The sequence below is a fragment of the Bacillus shivajii genome (genome assembly GCF_020519665.1).
GTDB classification, from domain to species: Bacteria; Bacillota; Bacilli; order Bacillales; family Salisediminibacteriaceae; genus Bacillus_CA; species Bacillus_CA shivajii.
The window spans coordinates 1376037-1391825 of record NZ_CP084703.1; the positions used below are offsets into that span (position 1 = coordinate 1376037).

The following is a 15789-nucleotide window of genomic DNA, read 5'->3' on the forward strand; positions in this document are numbered from 1 at the left end:
AAATACAATTATAAGAGTTCAGTATTTTTGTGCAAGGAAAATGCTCTCAAATATTTGAGAGTATAAGGTGATTCTCATTATCATCCGTTATTCCGTGTCTAATTGATAACGTAGCACATCTTCTAATAGTGATTGTTTAGATAAGGAAGAGTTATCCATTTGCAACCGTTCAGCATGTTCTAACATTTCTTTAAAGTGAGGGCCAGGTGAGAGTCCATGCTCAATTAAGTCCTTTCCATCTAGTAAAGGCTCTAACGTTTCTCTTTTCACGATATATTCAACTGATTTTGACATGAATTCCGGTTTCATTGATACCTCGATCGCAAAATAAGCAACAAGTGGTTCGATTTTTACATTGGCAAAATGTTTGTGCCACTCACTATAAGGGCTATCGATAGATATGTTATCTAATGGTTTTTCTTCAAGTAGTGAGTAGAGTTTTTGTACAACTTGGCCGTCGTCTTTCGTTAAACAAAAAGCTTCTATTTCTTCGAGTGCATGAATGGATAAAGACGTTAGTGAAAAAAATTGTCCGGCCCAAAGTGAGCGGCTTAATTTAATTTTTTTATTTTTGATTTTATTTCTCATTTCCTTAAATGCTTCAAGCCGTTTATAAATAGAAGATTCATCTACTATATGTTCTAATAAATAAGGTAAGATATTCAATTCATCAAGTCGGTGATATCCATACAAACTATCCTCTTCAAAAAATAACCGATTTAACTCACTTGATAATCGTTGTTTTGAAACAGAAAGGATGTGATTCGCTGACTGTTTTGCTAGGGAGAATGTTTGGTCATTCATGAAAAATTGAAAGCGGCTTTCAAAACGGATGGCTCGTAAAATACGTGTCGGATCTTCAACAAAACTAAGATTATATAGTACTTTTAGTTTGCCTTGTTTTAAGTCCTCGTATCCTTGAAAGTAGTCGATAAGTTCACCAAATTGATCCTCGTGTAAACAAATGCCCATTGCATTAATCGTAAAATCACGTCTATATAAATCTTCTTTAATATTAGACATTTCAACTTTAGGTAATGCCGCTGGAAAATCGTAATACTCTGTACGAGCACTCGTTAAATCAATTTTAAATCCTGTAGGATGTGTCCATGTAGCCGTCCGAAATTCTTCATGCGGGCGTACATGTCCGCCGTAGAGGGATTGTAGTTTTTCGGCTAATTCAATCCCGTCACCTTCGATCACAATATCCATGTCTTCGTTTTGTCGCTCTAATAAGAGGTCTCGAACCATCCCTCCAATTAAATAAGCTTTCATATTCTTATGTGCGGCTTCTTGTCCGATCAACATTAATAAGTCATATACAGGCGGAGAAAACTGTTTCCTCATTTCTTGAATAAGTTGTTTACGATAAGGGATAGAAGAGGATTTAGAATAAGTGATATGTAGTTCTGGTTTTTCATGCATTGCACATATAACATCTGACCTAGAAACTATTCCGATTAATGTTCCATCCTTCATTACTGGCAATCGTCCAACATGTTCATAAATCATTTTTTCACGTATTTCTTCAAGAGAAGTGTCTATCGTTATAATAACTGGAGTAGTGCTCATATAACCTTTAACAGGTGCATGTCCTAAGTTATGGTGTAAAGCTTTATCAACATCTCGTCTTGAAATCACTCCTATAAGTTGGTCATTTTTAATGACTGGAAAGCCAGTATGTCCGTATCGGTAGAGCATTTTTGAAGCGACTTCAATGGTTGTATCAGGTGCAACGACACGAACAGGACTAGTCATTATATGCTCTGCAGTTAATGATGGGGTGACGATTTCGTTTAATTGCTCTAAAACGTTTTCTTGGATATTGTTCACATTTTCGTGTTTAATCATTGCTGAAGCAGCTTTTTTATGTCCTCCACCACTAAATTGTTTAATGATTGGTAAAACGTTTATACGTTCAGAGGAGGAACGTGAAGTGATGAAAACTTTTTCACCCATCTTTACGATTGAAAAAACTGCATCTACACCAGACCTATCCATAATACGTCTGGATATGTAAGCTAAATTACCGGTATATTTCTCTTGTTCATGAGTAGCAACAAGGATATTTACGCCGTCTATCGATATTTGTGTACTTTGATCAAGTAAAGTTTCAAACAATGATTGCTGGTCGTGCTCTAACGGTGCTTCTCGGTATTTTTCTACTACCGCAAGACTTGCCCCATTATCTAAGAGCCATGCTGCTGCTTGAAGATCTCTTCCTGTTGTTGAAGAGTAGGTAAATGCACCAGTATCTGAGTAGATCCCTAGAGCAAAAATTGTCGCTTCAAATGGTTTTATATTAATTTCTTTTCTTTGTATTTCTTCGATTAGTAATGTAACTGTCGCTCCAACTTGTTCTGTTACCCCTTCTTCAAAAGTGACGCTTTTTTCGGTTAGCGGATGATGATCATAAACTGTAAACGTGATTTCTTCGTGTAATTCGTTTTTTAAATCTCCCGTTCGTGAAAGTGAATTCGTATCAACTAAGGTTATATTTCTTACATGGTTCATGTTGATATTTTTCACTCGTTTGAATGAATACGTATCTTTATAAATGGCTAAAAAGTGGTCCACTTCAGGACTAAGCTTTGATGCTAAAACGATTTCCGCTTGCGGATATAATTTTTTGGCTGCGATCATTGAAGCGAAACCGTCAAAGTCTAAGTTTGTGTGTGAGGCAATGATCCTCATTGTAAATCCTCCGTTTCCGAAAAATCATTCATTTTTACGAATCATGAAAATGGATTCTTATGAAAAAACGCCTTCCAAATGGAAGACGTTGTTAAATATATTATACCTTTTTTATTGTAAAATTGCTTATCATAAGAATAGATAATGTTAAAATAATAAACATAAAGGTTGGGTCTGGAACCATGCCGTTTAGTAAATGACTAATAGTTAAAATACAACCTGCTGCTGTAATGGGCAAACCGACAAAATAGCCTTCTGATTCAGTAACATTAAAACGGGCTAAACGAATTGCGCCTGTTGCAATAAAAATAATCGTCGCCATTGACCCGGCTACACCAAAATCAATTAATGTAGATTGGTATAATAATAAGGCAGGAGCTACACCAAAAGAAATAATATCACATAATGAGTCCAGCTGTTTGCCAATATCTGAAGTGATGTTTAACTTTCTTGCAATCTTGCCGTCTAAACGGTCAAATATAGCGGCAAAGCAAATGAATGCAACACTTAATCCATACTGCCCTTGTAGAACGGCGAGGATTGCAAATCCTCCTAATCCAAGATTTATAATCGTTAATAAATTTGCTGCTTGACTACGAAACTTTTTAACAGTGTTATCAACGAGGTGCTGAAATAGTATCAACAGTCTCACTCCCCTCTTGTGATCTTGAAAAATGTTCCAAGAGCTTACTAAATGTATATTATACCATATAACGAAATACCAAACTACTACAAGAAACTGTCAAAAATTGTGGAAAATCATTGAAACAACAAACATTTACTAGATTTTTTACAAAAGTAGTGTTGAGAACAATCAAGCAACCTCATTAAAATGAAATGAATAAAACCACCGTGTTGTACATAGAAAGGTAGACTTTATGATGAAACGTAAAATGTATCGAACAATGCTTGAATTAACTCATAATCCAATCTATACGTTATTATTACGCCGATTTGTTCAATCGAATGCCAGTAAACATTTAAATCGTTCATTTTCTAATGCATACAAATTGAATGAAGATGAAATGGAAAAGCAATTAGTGGAATATACGTCCCTCCATGATTTATTTATTCGCAGATTAAAATCTGAAAGTCGTCCTATATCCCAAGAGGAAAATAGTGTTGTAAGTCCAGTTGATGGACAATTATCTGAACTAGGTAAGGTGAGCAGTGAAGCATCATTTACCATTAAGGGGAAAGAGTATGACTTAAAAACAATGCTTGGTTTACCTGAAACAGCTAAGCGTTATGTGAATGGGACTTACATGCTCTTCTATTTAAGTCCTAAAGATTATCATCGGATTCATAGTCCAGTTCATGGCCAAGTAACAAAACGGTATGCACTTGGAAAATATTCGGAACCAGTAAATCAGCTCGGATTACTTTTAGGTGACTCACCTTTAGCAAAGAATTATCGTATCATAACAGAAGTTATTAGTGGTTGTAAAAAAATTGCAGTTGTAAAGATTGGAGCACTAAATGTTAATAGTGTGCATATGAGCCATTTAAATGAGACGGTAGAAAAAGGAGAAGAAATGGCTTATTTTACATTTGGATCAAGTGTTATTTTATTATTTGAAGAAGGAGCGATTCGTTTAACCGAAGAACAAGCTTGTCCTAGGTACGTCAAACAAGGTGAAACAATTGCTTACGGAAATGATGAATAGGATTTGTGAGGTGCTTCATGAAACTATTATCAACGATAGCTGAGAGGATTGTTGACGAAGTTACTCAAATTGTCCAAGAAGAAGTGATTGTCGTCGATGAACGAGGACTAATTATTGCTGCAAGTGATATAGAGCGTGTCAGTAATTTTCATGAAGGTGCATATAAGACTTTACAGCAAAAAGAGAAATTTATTATAACGGAAAATGACGTTCACAATTTAGAAGGAGTTAAAGTTGGGTTAAATTTGCCGATTATACTTGATGGAAGGCCCATTGGTGTCATTGGTATAACCGGTAAATCAGATGAAGTTGTTCAATTCGGCCAACTTATTCAACGAATGACCGAACTCATTATTCAAGAGTCATTTTCACGTGAACGGTTAGAATCGAAATACCGAGGACTAGAAACATTCATTTACGAGTGGGTCAATGTTAAACAATTAGATCGAGATTTTTTAGAGCGAGGTGAAATTCTAGGGATATCGTTAAATTTACCTCGGGTATGTGTTCTTTTTGAAGTTAACCCTCACAAACTTAATCAAGCGGAAGGTAGAATCATTGAGCGGGAGATGATTGATACAATAAGAGGTGTCTTTAATGAAGATGATCAAAACATCATCGTACCTTGGGGACAAGGGCGCTTCGTTTTAGTAAACAACGAAGAGGGGAGGGGTGAAGAAGCATTTCTAGCAAACCTTTTCCACTGTCAAAATGAAATAAAAAAACATTACCGATTGGAACTTTTTATTGGTGTTGGAAATGTCACAAAAGAACCTAGCGAACTTCCAAAGTCATACCAACAAGCAAAAAAGGCACTGAATGCTTCAAAAAAGCAACACAAAATGATGTTTTATGATGACTTAACATTAGATGTAGCTCTAGCTGAAATTACAACTGATACTAAGGGAGAAATGGTAAAGCGTGTATTAAAACCGTTAATGGAAGATGAAGAGCTTATGTTAACGCTAGAAACATATATGAAAGAAAACATGTCTTTAAAAAGTACAGCAGATACGCTTCATATTCACATTAATACATTACATTATCGTTTAAAAAGAATTTCAGAAAAAACCGGTCTTTCTTTAAAAAAGGTAGAAAATCTCGTATCTTTTTATCTAGCTCTCACCTTCTATAAAGAAATTAGATAAATATATAAAAGTTGGGCGTTTTCTTGAGTAGGTTTTGTATGATCCTACATAGAAGAAAACGCTTTTATTTTTTATAATGTAACAAAAGGGTTCGATGATTTGGAAATAAGGGAGGAGAGCAAATGCTAGATAAACAAGTACGAACTGAACTAGTTAAAATCGTAGGAGAAGAAAATGTCCTTGATTCCAAGCAAGATTTGATCGTTTATGCTTATGACGCCACACCAAACTATCAAGCAATGCCTGATGCTGTCGTAAAGCCGAGACATACAAAAGATATCTCGGAAATGTTGAAAATATGTAACGAACACCGTGTTCCAGTTGTTCCTCGAGGTTCGGGGACCAATTTATGTGCTGGTACGACGCCACTTGAAGGTGGCATTGTTCTTTTATTTAATTACATGAACAAAATCATCGACATCGATGAAGAAAATTTAACAGCAACTGTTCAACCTGGTGTGATTACACAAGATTTAATACATGAAGTAGAGCACAGAGGTTTGTTTTACCCCCCTGATCCTTCATCGATGAAGATTTCTACGATTGGTGGAAATATTAATGAATGCTCTGGTGGCCTGCGTGGATTAAAGTATGGTGTAACGAGAGATTACGTCATGGGTCTTGAATTTGTTTTACCAAATGGTGACATTGTGAAAACAGGTGGTAAGCTTACAAAAGATGTTGCAGGTTATGATCTAACACGATTAATGGTCGGATCAGAAGGAACGTTAGGCATTGTGACCGAAGCAACGCTTAAGGTCATTCCGAAACCAGAATCGAAAAAAACGATGCTTGTATATTATGATTCGTTAGAAGAAGCCGGGCGAGCAGTGTCTAACATCATATCAAATCGCATCATCCCTGCAACACTTGAGTTTTTGGATCAGCCTACTGTTCAAGTTGTTGAAGACTTTGCAAAAATAGGGTTACCAACTGAAGTTGGGGCTATTTTGCTCATCGAACAAGATGGTCCTGAAGAAGTTGTAAAAAAAGATATTGAAAAGATTGCAGACATTTGTGAAGAACAAAATGCTCTTGCTGTAAAAGTAGCAGAAACTGCAGAAGAAGGTGAGGCACTTACAGCAGCAAGACGCGCTGCCTTATCTGCGTTAGCGCGAATGAAGCCAACGACAATTTTAGAGGATGCAACTGTTCCACGCTCAAAAATTGCTGAGATGGTCAGAGAAATCGAAAGGATTGCAAAACGAAACAAAGTAAGGATCTGTACATTCGGTCATGCAGGGGATGGCAATTTACATCCGACATGTATGACAGATGCTCGTGATAAAAAAGAAATGGAACGGGTTGAAAACGCGTTTGAAGAAATTTTTGAAAAAGCAATTGAACTAGAAGGAACGATTACTGGCGAACATGGGGTTGGTGTCATGAAATCACCCTACTTATCTTGGAAGCTAGGTGAAGAAGGGGTTCAAGCAATGAAGGCGATTAAACAGGCGTTTGACCCGAACAATATTATGAACCCTGGAAAGATCTTTGCAAAAGAGGCTCGTAAACGAGTGGTGGTGAAAAAATGACATCGATGGAAAAGGAACGAAAAAATCAAGTCGTTCGTGATTTTCAAGAGCGGATGAACTATGATGAACTGATGAATTGTATGCGTTGCGGATTTTGCTTACCAGCTTGTCCAACATACGGTGAGACTGAAGGAAATGAAGCCGCATCGCCACGCGGTCGGATCGCACTAATGAAAGCAGTCGTTGATGGAAATATGGAACCTGATGAAGACTTTGAAAAGCAACTTAGCTTATGTTTAGGGTGTAGAGCATGTGAACCTGCTTGTCCATCGGGAGTAAAGTATGGACATTTACTTGAGGAAGCTAGAGATATCCTTCAAGAAAAAAAGCAGCATTCTATGCCTACATCAATTTTAAGGCGAGTCGTATTCGATCACGTATTTCCTCATCAAAATAGAATGAAAACATTAACAAGACTCATGTGGTTTTATCAAAAGAGTGGTGTTCAGAAGCTTGCGCAAACGACGAAGCTAACAAAGATAGCAGGTAAGCACTTGAGTATGATGGAACGCGTTTTACCGGACATTCCGTCGCCTAGAAAAATGAGACGTCGACCGAAACATGTTGAAGCTGAAGGTGTACCAAAGAAAAAGGTTGCTTTTTTCTCAGGTTGTCTTATGGATACGATGTTCATGGAAACAAATGATGCTACATTGTTTTTATTAAAAAAAGCAAACTGTGAAATTGCCATTCCGAAAGGGCAGAATTGTTGTGGGGCACTCCACGCACATAGTGGTGAAAAAGATTCAGCAAAAGAAATGGCGAAGAAAAATATTCTTGCATTTGAAATGGAAGGCATAGATTATATTGTCTCCAATGCAGGTGGGTGCGGAGCGTTATTAGTTGAATATGATTATTTGTTAAAAGATGAACCGGAGTGGACGAATAGGGCTAAAAAATTCGTTTCTAAGGTGAAAGATATATCAGAAATTTTATATGAAGTAGGAATGCCAGATATGGCATTAGCTCCACAAGTCGTGACATATCAAGATTCTTGTCATTTACGAAATGTCATGAAAACAAGTGAAGCACCAAGGAAACTGCTTCAATCAATTGAAGGAGTGACCTATATTGAAATGAAGCAATCTGATAGATGCTGTGGCTCTGCAGGGATTTATAATCTAGTAGAACAAGAAATGTCTATGCAAATTCTTGATCATAAGATGGCCCATGCAAAAGCGACAAATGCTACAACAATTGTGACAGCGAACCCTGGTTGCCTTCTGCAAATGAAGTTAGGGATTGAGCGGGAAGTCTTACAAGGAAAAGTGCGTGCAGTGCATATTGTTGACTTACTAGCTGAGGCGGTTAAAAAAGACGGAGCCGGCGATGAGTAACTGAGGGACGCCTTGTCCTATTCAAGGAAGAATATAATTACAAAGTTACAAGCTATTTATGGCTGCCTCAGGATCAAAAAGAGACAGCCATATTTTTTTAGTAGTTCCGTTTAAAGGGTGAAAATCGTAAATAACAACACAATGGGGACGTAATTCGTTTAAGCTTATCTTCTTTGTTTTTGTTTGATTACGGCCACTCGAATGTACCACTCTCGCCATGTTTTTTACCACCGAATGACAAGCATTTTACCACACAACGCCAATGCGTTTACCATTGAATAAAAAAGCCCTACAGATTAATATTTTAATAATCTTGTAGGACTTTTTTACGTTCAATTAGTTAGATTTGTTATCAAAGTAGTTCTTTATCATTAATGAGGAAAAAAAAACGAACATTATAAAAGGAGCGATTTCCTATGCTAGACACAGAAAATCAGACAATCAAAGAACACAAGGCCGAGTTACGCGACCGTATTCAGCTGGATGCTGTAATCGAGTTAAAAACGATCATTTCTTCAGATGAATATCCAAATGAAGAAAAGTTGCGTTTGATGGAAGCCCGCATTGATTTCAAAAACACTGAACTGCAAAAACTCAACGAGGATATTGAAAAACGCTATGAGGGAGAACCAGCTGTGCAGCAGCTCACCCTTTGTTAATTCTCTAAATTAAAATAAACCCCTCTTTTAAATTATAGAGTGGGGTTTATTTTTTTCGCGAATAATGGCGACAAGACGCGACGAGCCTACACCAAAGGTTTGCCTATGCGACCACTGTGCCAAACACGAACATTATTACATGTATTACCGACTGTGATATGATTATAGTACAGCGTATGTGTTCGTACAAGCACGTCATACGTATACCTAAATTTTATCCCTTAGAGTCTACATAGTATTGTAAACCACAGAAGTTGGTACAGTAATGTGATCTATTAAACTATAAGGTAATATAAGTCCACTACTGACCCACTGTGCATGACCTGTGTTATAAAATCCTTGCCATACTAATTTAGAACAATAGTTTGGATCTAGTGAATCTAGACTTCCACCTGTTCCATAATCAGGATCTGTTCCCATTATATTAGTAGTAAGCCAGTAATTCACATCATGTCCAACGGATAAGCTAGGACGATCTACTCTGGTTTCAGGATATTCATTAATCCATTCATTCCAAGTGATAGTTTCTATACTTTGTCCCATTCCAGGAAAATGAAGAATATCTCCCCCTGCAACAACTACTCCATTATGTCCAGTTAATCCAAAAGATGATGAACTGCTCGTTGTTAAGACATCCCCAACCCTTGGAAAGTAGGATTGAATTGTTATCTCATCTTCATCAGATTTTAATTTTTCATAGTGTCTTTGATTTTCTTCCTCAAGTTCAACAAATTCTTCATAGGTCATACTTTCATCGTAGATACCTAACTCTTGTGCCTCTTTAAAATCTTCCTCCGTGAACGAACCGAGTTCTGTAGCCTGGGCAAAGTTATTACTTACAAAAAATACAGAACCTACAGAAAACAAGAATAGTAACAAAAACTTAAAGTGACGCATTATATTCCTCCTAATTTATGATTAGCCCAAACCTTAGCATAATTTAAAATAAATGTAAAATTCGAAATTATTTACCATATTTGTTAAAATCAAATAGTTTTTTAGCAATAAACCTTATAAATATCTGACCTATCAAGAAAAGTACCCAAACAAATACAACGGCTATTTCCTTATTTACCGGCTTGAACCAAGTAGAATCATCAGGAATGAAAATCCATGTTAACAACAATGATAAGAATAAGGTGATACAATTTATTGAAATGAAATTGAAGAATTTATGACGGCTAAACAAGATACCAGTTATTACTATATATAGTAATGAAAACACCACTAATAACGAACCTTCACCGTTTAAATTGTATTCATAAAAATGAAATAAAAAAGGAGCAGGTATCAAAAGCAAAATTACGGATAAGAGTTTCATATAATCCTCCCCATTCAAACAGAATTTAAATTGTCGACTTTTACAGGATAACAGTTTGAGATATAAAATGAAAATAGAGCTTTATTGCCGATATTTTTGCAAATCACCAACACAGTTTCTTGAACCCTGCCAAATATCCTGCTCCGTCCATGTATGAGGAAAAGGCTCCTCACCATAGACACTCAAAAGCTCTGCTTTGAGTTCTTTAGGAAATGGATACCAGGCTTTGTATCCACTCCAATAATAGTATTCTTCTATCTTTCGCAGTTCCTTTCTCGTTAGAGTCGCCATCTTCAACTTACCCACCTAATCCATGACGCTCACGCATAGAAACATCTCCGTCTATCAGAATTTGATAGGAGTCATGGATAATACGATCAAGAATTGCTTCCGCAATTGTTTCATTCCCTAACTTTATGTGCCATCCACTAGGGTCAATTTGTGAACAGAAAATCGTCGAAGCAGCTTTATGACGAGATTCTGTAATTTCTAATAGGATTGCTGCTTCATCCGTTGATAGATCTGTCAGTAACCATTCATCAAGGATGAGTAAATCTACTTTCTTATATTTTTTGATCAATTTCCGATAGCTGCCGTCTGCCGCTAATTTTGCGAGAGACAGTTCATCCAATAATTCCGGTAAGCGAATGTATTTAACATTATAAAATTGACGACAAGCAGATACTCCAAAAGCCGTTGCCAAAAATGTTTTACCGGAACCAGTAGGTCCTTTCAATATGATATTGTGACTGTCTTGGATATAGGTACAGCCGGCCAGTTTTAATATCAAATCTTTATCTAGTCTTCGATCTTCATGATATTCCAAATCTTCAATACATGCATTTGAATTCAAAAAAGTTGCTGTCTTAATCAAGCGTTGGAGCTTATTACTCTTACGACGGGAATGTTCTAAATCGACGAGTAAACTAAAACGTTCTTCGAAACTCATCTTTTGAAATTCTTTATTTGATGATTGTTCCTTATAAGCTTCCGCCATTCCGCTTAATTTCATTTCGTGTAATTTAGTTAGTGTTTGTTCATTCATCATTTATCCGTTCCCCCATAGTAAGAAGCTCCTCGCGTGAAGCCATGATTATTTTTGCTGATGTCTGTTTGACGTTTCAACTCTTGCTCGGCATCATTCTTTTTATTGTTCTTTAAAATCGTTTGAATACTTTTGACCGTTGGTCTTTTAGTCATAGAAATGATCATTTTACATGCACGTTCAATTTCATATTTAGTATAACGGCGCTCAGCTTTTTTCAATGAAAATATGGACTGTAATGCTTGTTTTTCATTTTGTGAAGTATCTAAAAGATAGCGTACGACGCTCAAGGTTGATGCTCCGATACTTTCAGCCCATTCCATTGCAGCCTCTGGCGTTTGATCCACGTATAACTTATGATTATCAGGCATGTGATCACGAATGGTGGAAGATTGTCCAAACTTCCCGTATAATCGTTTATGTGATGCCACACGCATATGATTGAAAAAGACTTCAACGAGGTGATCTGAAAGCTTCACCTCTACTTCTCGATTAATATATTCGTAGGGTACAGAATAAAACATGCTCTCGATGGAAAGATGATAATCAGGACGTACTTTTGTTTTTTTCCATTCAGACATTTTATATGGTGCAACTGGAAGGGGAGAAAGGGCAAATTTCTCCTCTTCTTCAAATGCTGATAAACGAGATCCTTTTTTCCGAGTAAAAGGACGCTGATTGAATTCCTCTAATTTCTTCCGAACTTCCTCGTTCAATTCATCAATACTAAAACAATGTGTATTTCTTAGTGCTGCGATAATCCATGTAGAGATAACTCCAACAGACCCTTCAACACTTGCCTTATCTTTTGGGGTACGAACCCGCGCAGGCATTACAACCGTATTGTAGTAGTCAGCCATTTCCCTATAAGTAGGATTTAAAATCAATTCACGAGTGGTATGTTTTGTCACACTCGTTTTAAGATTGTCTGGTACTACAATTTGCGTAGAGCCTCCAAAATACTTATACGCATTATTGTGAGCAGTAATCCATGACTGTGAATCCATCGATAAGGTTACTTCCGCATAGGAGAATTGACTACACGGTAGTGTCGCAACGAAAACATACGTTTTAACCTTCTCCCCAGTATCTCTATCAATGATGAAGGCTGTGGACCCTGCCCAATCAACTTCCATTATCTCGCCTGGTTTTCTGCGTATACGCAATGTAGCTTTGTACTTGTCAGCGTATCTACTATAGTGACGCAAAAAACTCCGGTACGAATAAGGAATCTTTTGATTCGCTCGACATTCAGCTTCATACTCATGATGAAGAAGTGAAAGTGTCACATTAGGCTTGGCCAACTCTTCATGAATATAATCAAAGTTCAATGGTTGCCGGCCAGAAGCTTCTAATGTTTTCTCTGGAAAAAGAAACTCCTCAATCCATTTATCCGTCATTTCTTCCTCTAACGGACAAACTAAACCCTTTTTTTCGGCTAGGTTAATCACCTCTGTTACTTTTTGACGAGAGTTACCTGTACTTGCGGTAATGCCCCTAAGGCTAATCCCCTCATCGTGCAATTCCAAAATCTTTCGATAATGAATCATACAAAAATACCTCCTACATAAATAATGGCACACCCGCAGGTGTGCTCAATAATTATACAGAAGGTGAAGTGGTAAATACCTTGGCACTTACTGGTACATTCTTTGTCATTCAGTGGTAAGAACTATGTCACTGGTGGTACATTTCGTTGGCCGTAATCATTGTTGGAATAAAAAGATTTTTCAGGTAGTTCTATAAGAAATAACATACTATTTAGAAGCCATTTTAGTGCATGAATAATAATTATTAGTTAGATATTATTTGAAGTGATATTTTTAGTTCTAATTTCGTTATATAAAGCAAAGTTCCTTGATAAATCGAGGTTGTTTTCCCATTGAATTTATAAATCGAAGAAGTGAAAGGCGGCGACTCCAGCGGGAAAAGCAATAGCAGAAGACCCCGCAATGAGTACGCTTATAGCGAATGAGGAGGCTGAAGCATTGCCCGCGGAAAGCGTCCGCCTGAAACGGATTCGAGTGATTATCTTATTAAAAGCACTTATAAAAAAGCCAACATGTCAAACATCTTGTTCTTTTGGAATTATCGTTTTTTCTCCTCGAAAACGGAATTACTTAATCTTTTATTATGTCTTTTTTTAATCAACAAGTTTTTTTTCGAGTTGTTCTTTTAACGTCTCACTAGTTTCCTTTAAGTTTTTCTCCATCATTTTCATAACCATAGGTGTCGCAAATTTGAAGAACTTTTTCACTTCATCAGGATCAGCCGTCCCTTTTCGTATAAGACGTGTAGATTCATTAGAGAGTGGTTCATAAATGTTGGTGATAATATGAGTGAATGGTTTATTTGCTACACATTCTGTTTTCTGATTTTCCTCAAATTCAACGACATCAGCTTCAGCAACGACCTTTTTACCAACGATTTTACTTGTTACTTGTAAGGTAGCCCCTTTTTCATAGTTGTTACCATTTATTACTTTAGCTTTAACAACTCCGCTCTCCCAATTTGGGCGTTTACTTAAATCTTCTACGTATTGAAAAACTTCATGAACAGGTTTATGAATGACTATAGAGTACTCAATCGTTTTCATCTGACTACCCCTTTCCTTTTCGGTTCATTAGTATGATATAACTAAGGAAAATAGACCGTGAAGCGTCTTTGTTCAATTTACGTTCAAATGTATTGTCACAATTCACTTTCTTCTAACTAACTAAAGAAACTTATTAGAAGGAAGAGACACGAAAGGGCCGATGTATTTATTATCCTTTGCTCTGTTAACCTTATTTGTTGATTTTCAAAAATCACGAGACGCCAACGGGAAAAGCAAGCGCTGAAGATCCATTGGGTGCTTTTCCCCAATTAGCTGAAGCCTTGTCCGCGGCAAAGAAGACACCGTGAATGCAAACGAAGTGAAGTATGAACGGATGTCGCACTTGTGCGTAGAGGTGCAAAGAAGACACCGTGAATGCAAACGAAGTGAAGTATGAACGGATGTCGCACTTGTGCGTAGAGGTGCAAAGAAGACACCGTGAATGCAAACGAAGTGAAGTATGAACGGATGTCGCACTTGTGCGTAGAGGTGCAATCGAGTGTATTTTTGTGAAATCAAAAGGTTAGCTTTGCGGCATGAAACCGGTTCCGGGGACGAGTTTCTCAGTTTCCGCGAGCCGAACAGCTATTGGTACCATCGAATCTCGTTCTTCCACATGATTACTTAGTTAAAGGGTAGCATTGAAAAACCCTTGCTATCAAATGATAGCAAGGGTTGTAATGATTAATTAGATTGACCTTTTTGTTTCTCTGCTTTCTTTATAGCCTCTCCAAGGTCATCTTGCCCACTTTTATGCCATAATTTAACGCCGACATTATATGCTGAACGTGAAATCATTAAACCAGCAACAGGAGCTGTTAAAAAGACAAAAAGAATGGCTAATAAAATCTTTCCAGCAAATAAGTTTTCGACAACCAAGAAATATAGGAAAGTACCAATCATGATCGTAATGACACCGAGTGTGGCACTTTTTGTTGCTGCATGAAGCCTTGAATAAACATCAGGGAAGCGAAGTAGTCCAATAGAACCTAGAAGACTTAAAAATCCACCGAGAATAATAAATATACTAATGACGATCTCGATCAAGGACTACACCTCCCTCAATAAATTTCGCAAGTGCTACAGATCCGATAAAGGCTAAAACAGCAATAACAAGAATAACATCTGCATAGGCGATGGTTTCTTGAAGGATCATGAGTACCCCAATAAAACCGATTAAGTTAATTCCGACAGTATCTAAGGCAACAATTCTATCAGACATCGTCGGTCCTTTTATGACGCGAAAGAAACATACTAATATGGAGAGAGACATGACAATAAGAATGACCTGACTTACGATTGCTAACATTATTGCGTCACCTCCATAATTGCCTTTTGGAATGAATCGTGGATTTCCTTAATTGCTTCTTCCTTATCTGTTACATGGATGAAATGAATAAATATTGTTTTTCCATCTTCAGAAAAATTCATAGAAAGCGTTCCAGGTGTTAATGAAATTAACGTTGCTAGAAGGGTGATCTCCCATTCTGTTTCCAATTCAGTTGGAACTGCAATAATCCCTGGTTGAATGTCCATTTTTGGACTTAATACAATTTTTATGACATCAATATTGGAGAGGATGAGCTTATAAACAAACAGAACAATAAGTTTAATAAACGCATATACTCTGCGTAGGTAGAAGTCATACACCAAAAAGCGGCGTAAAACGAATAAGAGTAGTAAACCTACTAGATATCCATAGAAAAACTCAATCCCTGTAAAGTTATTTTTAAGCAACATCCATATAAGCGCAATACCAATGTTAAGCAGGATTTGAAATGCCATAT

General features: G+C 36.9%; 16 protein-coding genes. 5 read left to right on the forward strand and 11 right to left on the reverse strand.

Features of this window, described 5'->3' with window-relative positions; all coding sequences use genetic code 11:
- Positions 1-87: 87 nt before the first annotated feature.
- Together LGQ02_RS06645 and pssA are read right to left on the reverse strand one after the other, a co-directional pair.
- On the reverse strand, positions 88-2694 hold the full coding sequence (locus LGQ02_RS06645; RefSeq protein ID WP_226517423.1) for a CBS domain-containing protein: 2607 nt from the start codon (positions 2692-2694) through the stop codon (positions 88-90).
- Between the two features lie 100 nt (positions 2695-2794).
- The gene (gene pssA, locus LGQ02_RS06650) at positions 2795-3337 is read right to left on the reverse strand and encodes a CDP-diacylglycerol--serine O-phosphatidyltransferase (protein WP_226517424.1); all 543 of its coding nucleotides are present in this window, start codon (positions 3335-3337) and stop codon (positions 2795-2797) included.
- 235 nt (positions 3338-3572) lie between these two features.
- Between pssA and LGQ02_RS06655 the strand changes: the two genes are divergently transcribed.
- From LGQ02_RS06655 to LGQ02_RS06675, 5 genes are all read left to right on the forward strand, one after another.
- On the forward strand, positions 3573-4361 hold the full coding sequence (locus LGQ02_RS06655) for a phosphatidylserine decarboxylase (protein ID WP_226517425.1): 789 nt from the start codon (positions 3573-3575) through the stop codon (positions 4359-4361).
- Between the two features lie 17 nt (positions 4362-4378).
- Positions 4379-5509 (forward strand): CdaR family transcriptional regulator, encoded by a 1131-nt coding sequence (locus LGQ02_RS06660; RefSeq protein ID WP_226517426.1) that lies wholly within the window; start codon positions 4379-4381, stop codon positions 5507-5509.
- 122 nt (positions 5510-5631) lie between these two features.
- Entirely contained in the window at positions 5632-7044 is a 1413-nt protein-coding gene (gene glcD, locus LGQ02_RS06665; protein WP_226517427.1) for a glycolate oxidase subunit GlcD, read from the forward strand.
- A complete protein-coding gene (locus LGQ02_RS06670; protein WP_226517428.1) occupies positions 7041-8381 on the forward strand; it encodes a (Fe-S)-binding protein in 1341 nt (446 codons plus the stop codon). Before glcD ends, LGQ02_RS06670 begins: the two co-directional genes overlap by 4 nt.
- Before the next feature lie 416 nt (positions 8382-8797).
- Positions 8798-9040: a hypothetical protein gene (locus LGQ02_RS06675; protein WP_226517429.1), complete on the forward strand. Its 243-nt coding sequence runs from the start codon at positions 8798-8800 to the stop codon at positions 9038-9040.
- A gap of 228 nt (positions 9041-9268) precedes the next feature.
- Here LGQ02_RS06675 and LGQ02_RS06680 read toward each other — a convergent pair whose 3' ends face one another.
- The 9 genes from LGQ02_RS06680 to LGQ02_RS06720 form a co-directional block, all read right to left on the reverse strand.
- Positions 9269-9937: a hypothetical protein gene (locus LGQ02_RS06680; protein WP_226517430.1), complete on the reverse strand. Its 669-nt coding sequence runs from the start codon at positions 9935-9937 to the stop codon at positions 9269-9271.
- A gap of 67 nt (positions 9938-10004) precedes the next feature.
- Entirely contained in the window at positions 10005-10361 is a 357-nt protein-coding gene (locus tag LGQ02_RS06685; RefSeq protein WP_226517431.1) for a hypothetical protein, read from the reverse strand.
- An 81-nt stretch (positions 10362-10442) separates the two neighbouring features.
- A complete protein-coding gene (locus tag LGQ02_RS06690; protein WP_226518238.1) occupies positions 10443-10652 on the reverse strand; it encodes a hypothetical protein in 210 nt (69 codons plus the stop codon).
- A gap of 7 nt (positions 10653-10659) precedes the next feature.
- Positions 10660-11409: an IS21-like element helper ATPase IstB gene (gene istB, locus LGQ02_RS06695; protein ID WP_226517432.1), complete on the reverse strand. Its 750-nt coding sequence runs from the start codon at positions 11407-11409 to the stop codon at positions 10660-10662.
- On the reverse strand, positions 11406-12956 hold the full coding sequence (gene istA / locus LGQ02_RS06700; RefSeq protein WP_226517433.1) for an IS21 family transposase: 1551 nt from the start codon (positions 12954-12956) through the stop codon (positions 11406-11408). Before istA ends, istB begins: the two co-directional genes overlap by 4 nt.
- 593 nt (positions 12957-13549) lie before the next feature.
- Positions 13550-14002, reverse strand: a complete 453-nt coding sequence (locus LGQ02_RS06705; protein ID WP_226517434.1) for an SRPBCC family protein — start codon at positions 14000-14002, stop codon at positions 13550-13552.
- Between the two features lie 684 nt (positions 14003-14686).
- Positions 14687-15049 (reverse strand): monovalent cation/H(+) antiporter subunit G, encoded by a 363-nt coding sequence (gene mnhG, locus LGQ02_RS06710; protein WP_226517435.1) that lies wholly within the window; start codon positions 15047-15049, stop codon positions 14687-14689.
- Positions 15030-15311: a Na(+)/H(+) antiporter subunit F1 gene (locus LGQ02_RS06715; protein WP_226517436.1), complete on the reverse strand. Its 282-nt coding sequence runs from the start codon at positions 15309-15311 to the stop codon at positions 15030-15032. The genes mnhG and LGQ02_RS06715 overlap by 20 nt, the downstream gene beginning before the upstream one ends.
- Entirely contained in the window at positions 15311-15787 is a 477-nt protein-coding gene (locus LGQ02_RS06720) for a Na+/H+ antiporter subunit E (protein ID WP_226517437.1), read from the reverse strand. Before LGQ02_RS06720 ends, LGQ02_RS06715 begins: the two co-directional genes overlap by 1 nt.
- Positions 15788-15789: the final 2 nt, after the last annotated feature.

Bases quoted from the DNA above. Each gene is read 5' to 3' on its own strand.
- LGQ02_RS06720 (WP_226517437.1), bottom strand. From the start codon at position 15,787: ATGGCATTTCAAATCCTGCTTAACATTGGTATTGCGCTTATATGGATG.
- istB (WP_226517432.1), bottom strand. From the start codon at position 11,409: ATGATGAATGAACAAACACTAACTAAATTACACGAAATGAAATTAAGC.
- LGQ02_RS06655 (WP_226517425.1), top strand. From the start codon at position 3,573: ATGATGAAACGTAAAATGTATCGAACAATGCTTGAATTAACTCATAAT.
- LGQ02_RS06660 (WP_226517426.1), top strand. From the start codon at position 4,379: ATGAAACTATTATCAACGATAGCTGAGAGGATTGTTGACGAAGTTACT.
- LGQ02_RS06675 (WP_226517429.1), top strand. From the start codon at position 8,798: ATGCTAGACACAGAAAATCAGACAATCAAAGAACACAAGGCCGAGTTA.
- LGQ02_RS06685 (WP_226517431.1), bottom strand. From the start codon at position 10,361: ATGAAACTCTTATCCGTAATTTTGCTTTTGATACCTGCTCCTTTTTTA.
- istA (WP_226517433.1), bottom strand. From the start codon at position 12,956: ATGATTCATTATCGAAAGATTTTGGAATTGCACGATGAGGGGATTAGC.
- LGQ02_RS06690 (WP_226518238.1), bottom strand. From the start codon at position 10,652: ATGGCGACTCTAACGAGAAAGGAACTGCGAAAGATAGAAGAATACTAT.
- LGQ02_RS06680 (WP_226517430.1), bottom strand. From the start codon at position 9,937: ATGCGTCACTTTAAGTTTTTGTTACTATTCTTGTTTTCTGTAGGTTCT.
- LGQ02_RS06705 (WP_226517434.1), bottom strand. From the start codon at position 14,002: ATGAAAACGATTGAGTACTCTATAGTCATTCATAAACCTGTTCATGAA.
- LGQ02_RS06715 (WP_226517436.1), bottom strand. From the start codon at position 15,311: ATGTTAGCAATCGTAAGTCAGGTCATTCTTATTGTCATGTCTCTCTCC.
- glcD (WP_226517427.1), top strand. From the start codon at position 5,632: ATGCTAGATAAACAAGTACGAACTGAACTAGTTAAAATCGTAGGAGAA.
- LGQ02_RS06645 (WP_226517423.1), bottom strand. From the start codon at position 2,694: ATGAGGATCATTGCCTCACACACAAACTTAGACTTTGACGGTTTCGCT.
- LGQ02_RS06670 (WP_226517428.1), top strand. From the start codon at position 7,041: ATGACATCGATGGAAAAGGAACGAAAAAATCAAGTCGTTCGTGATTTT.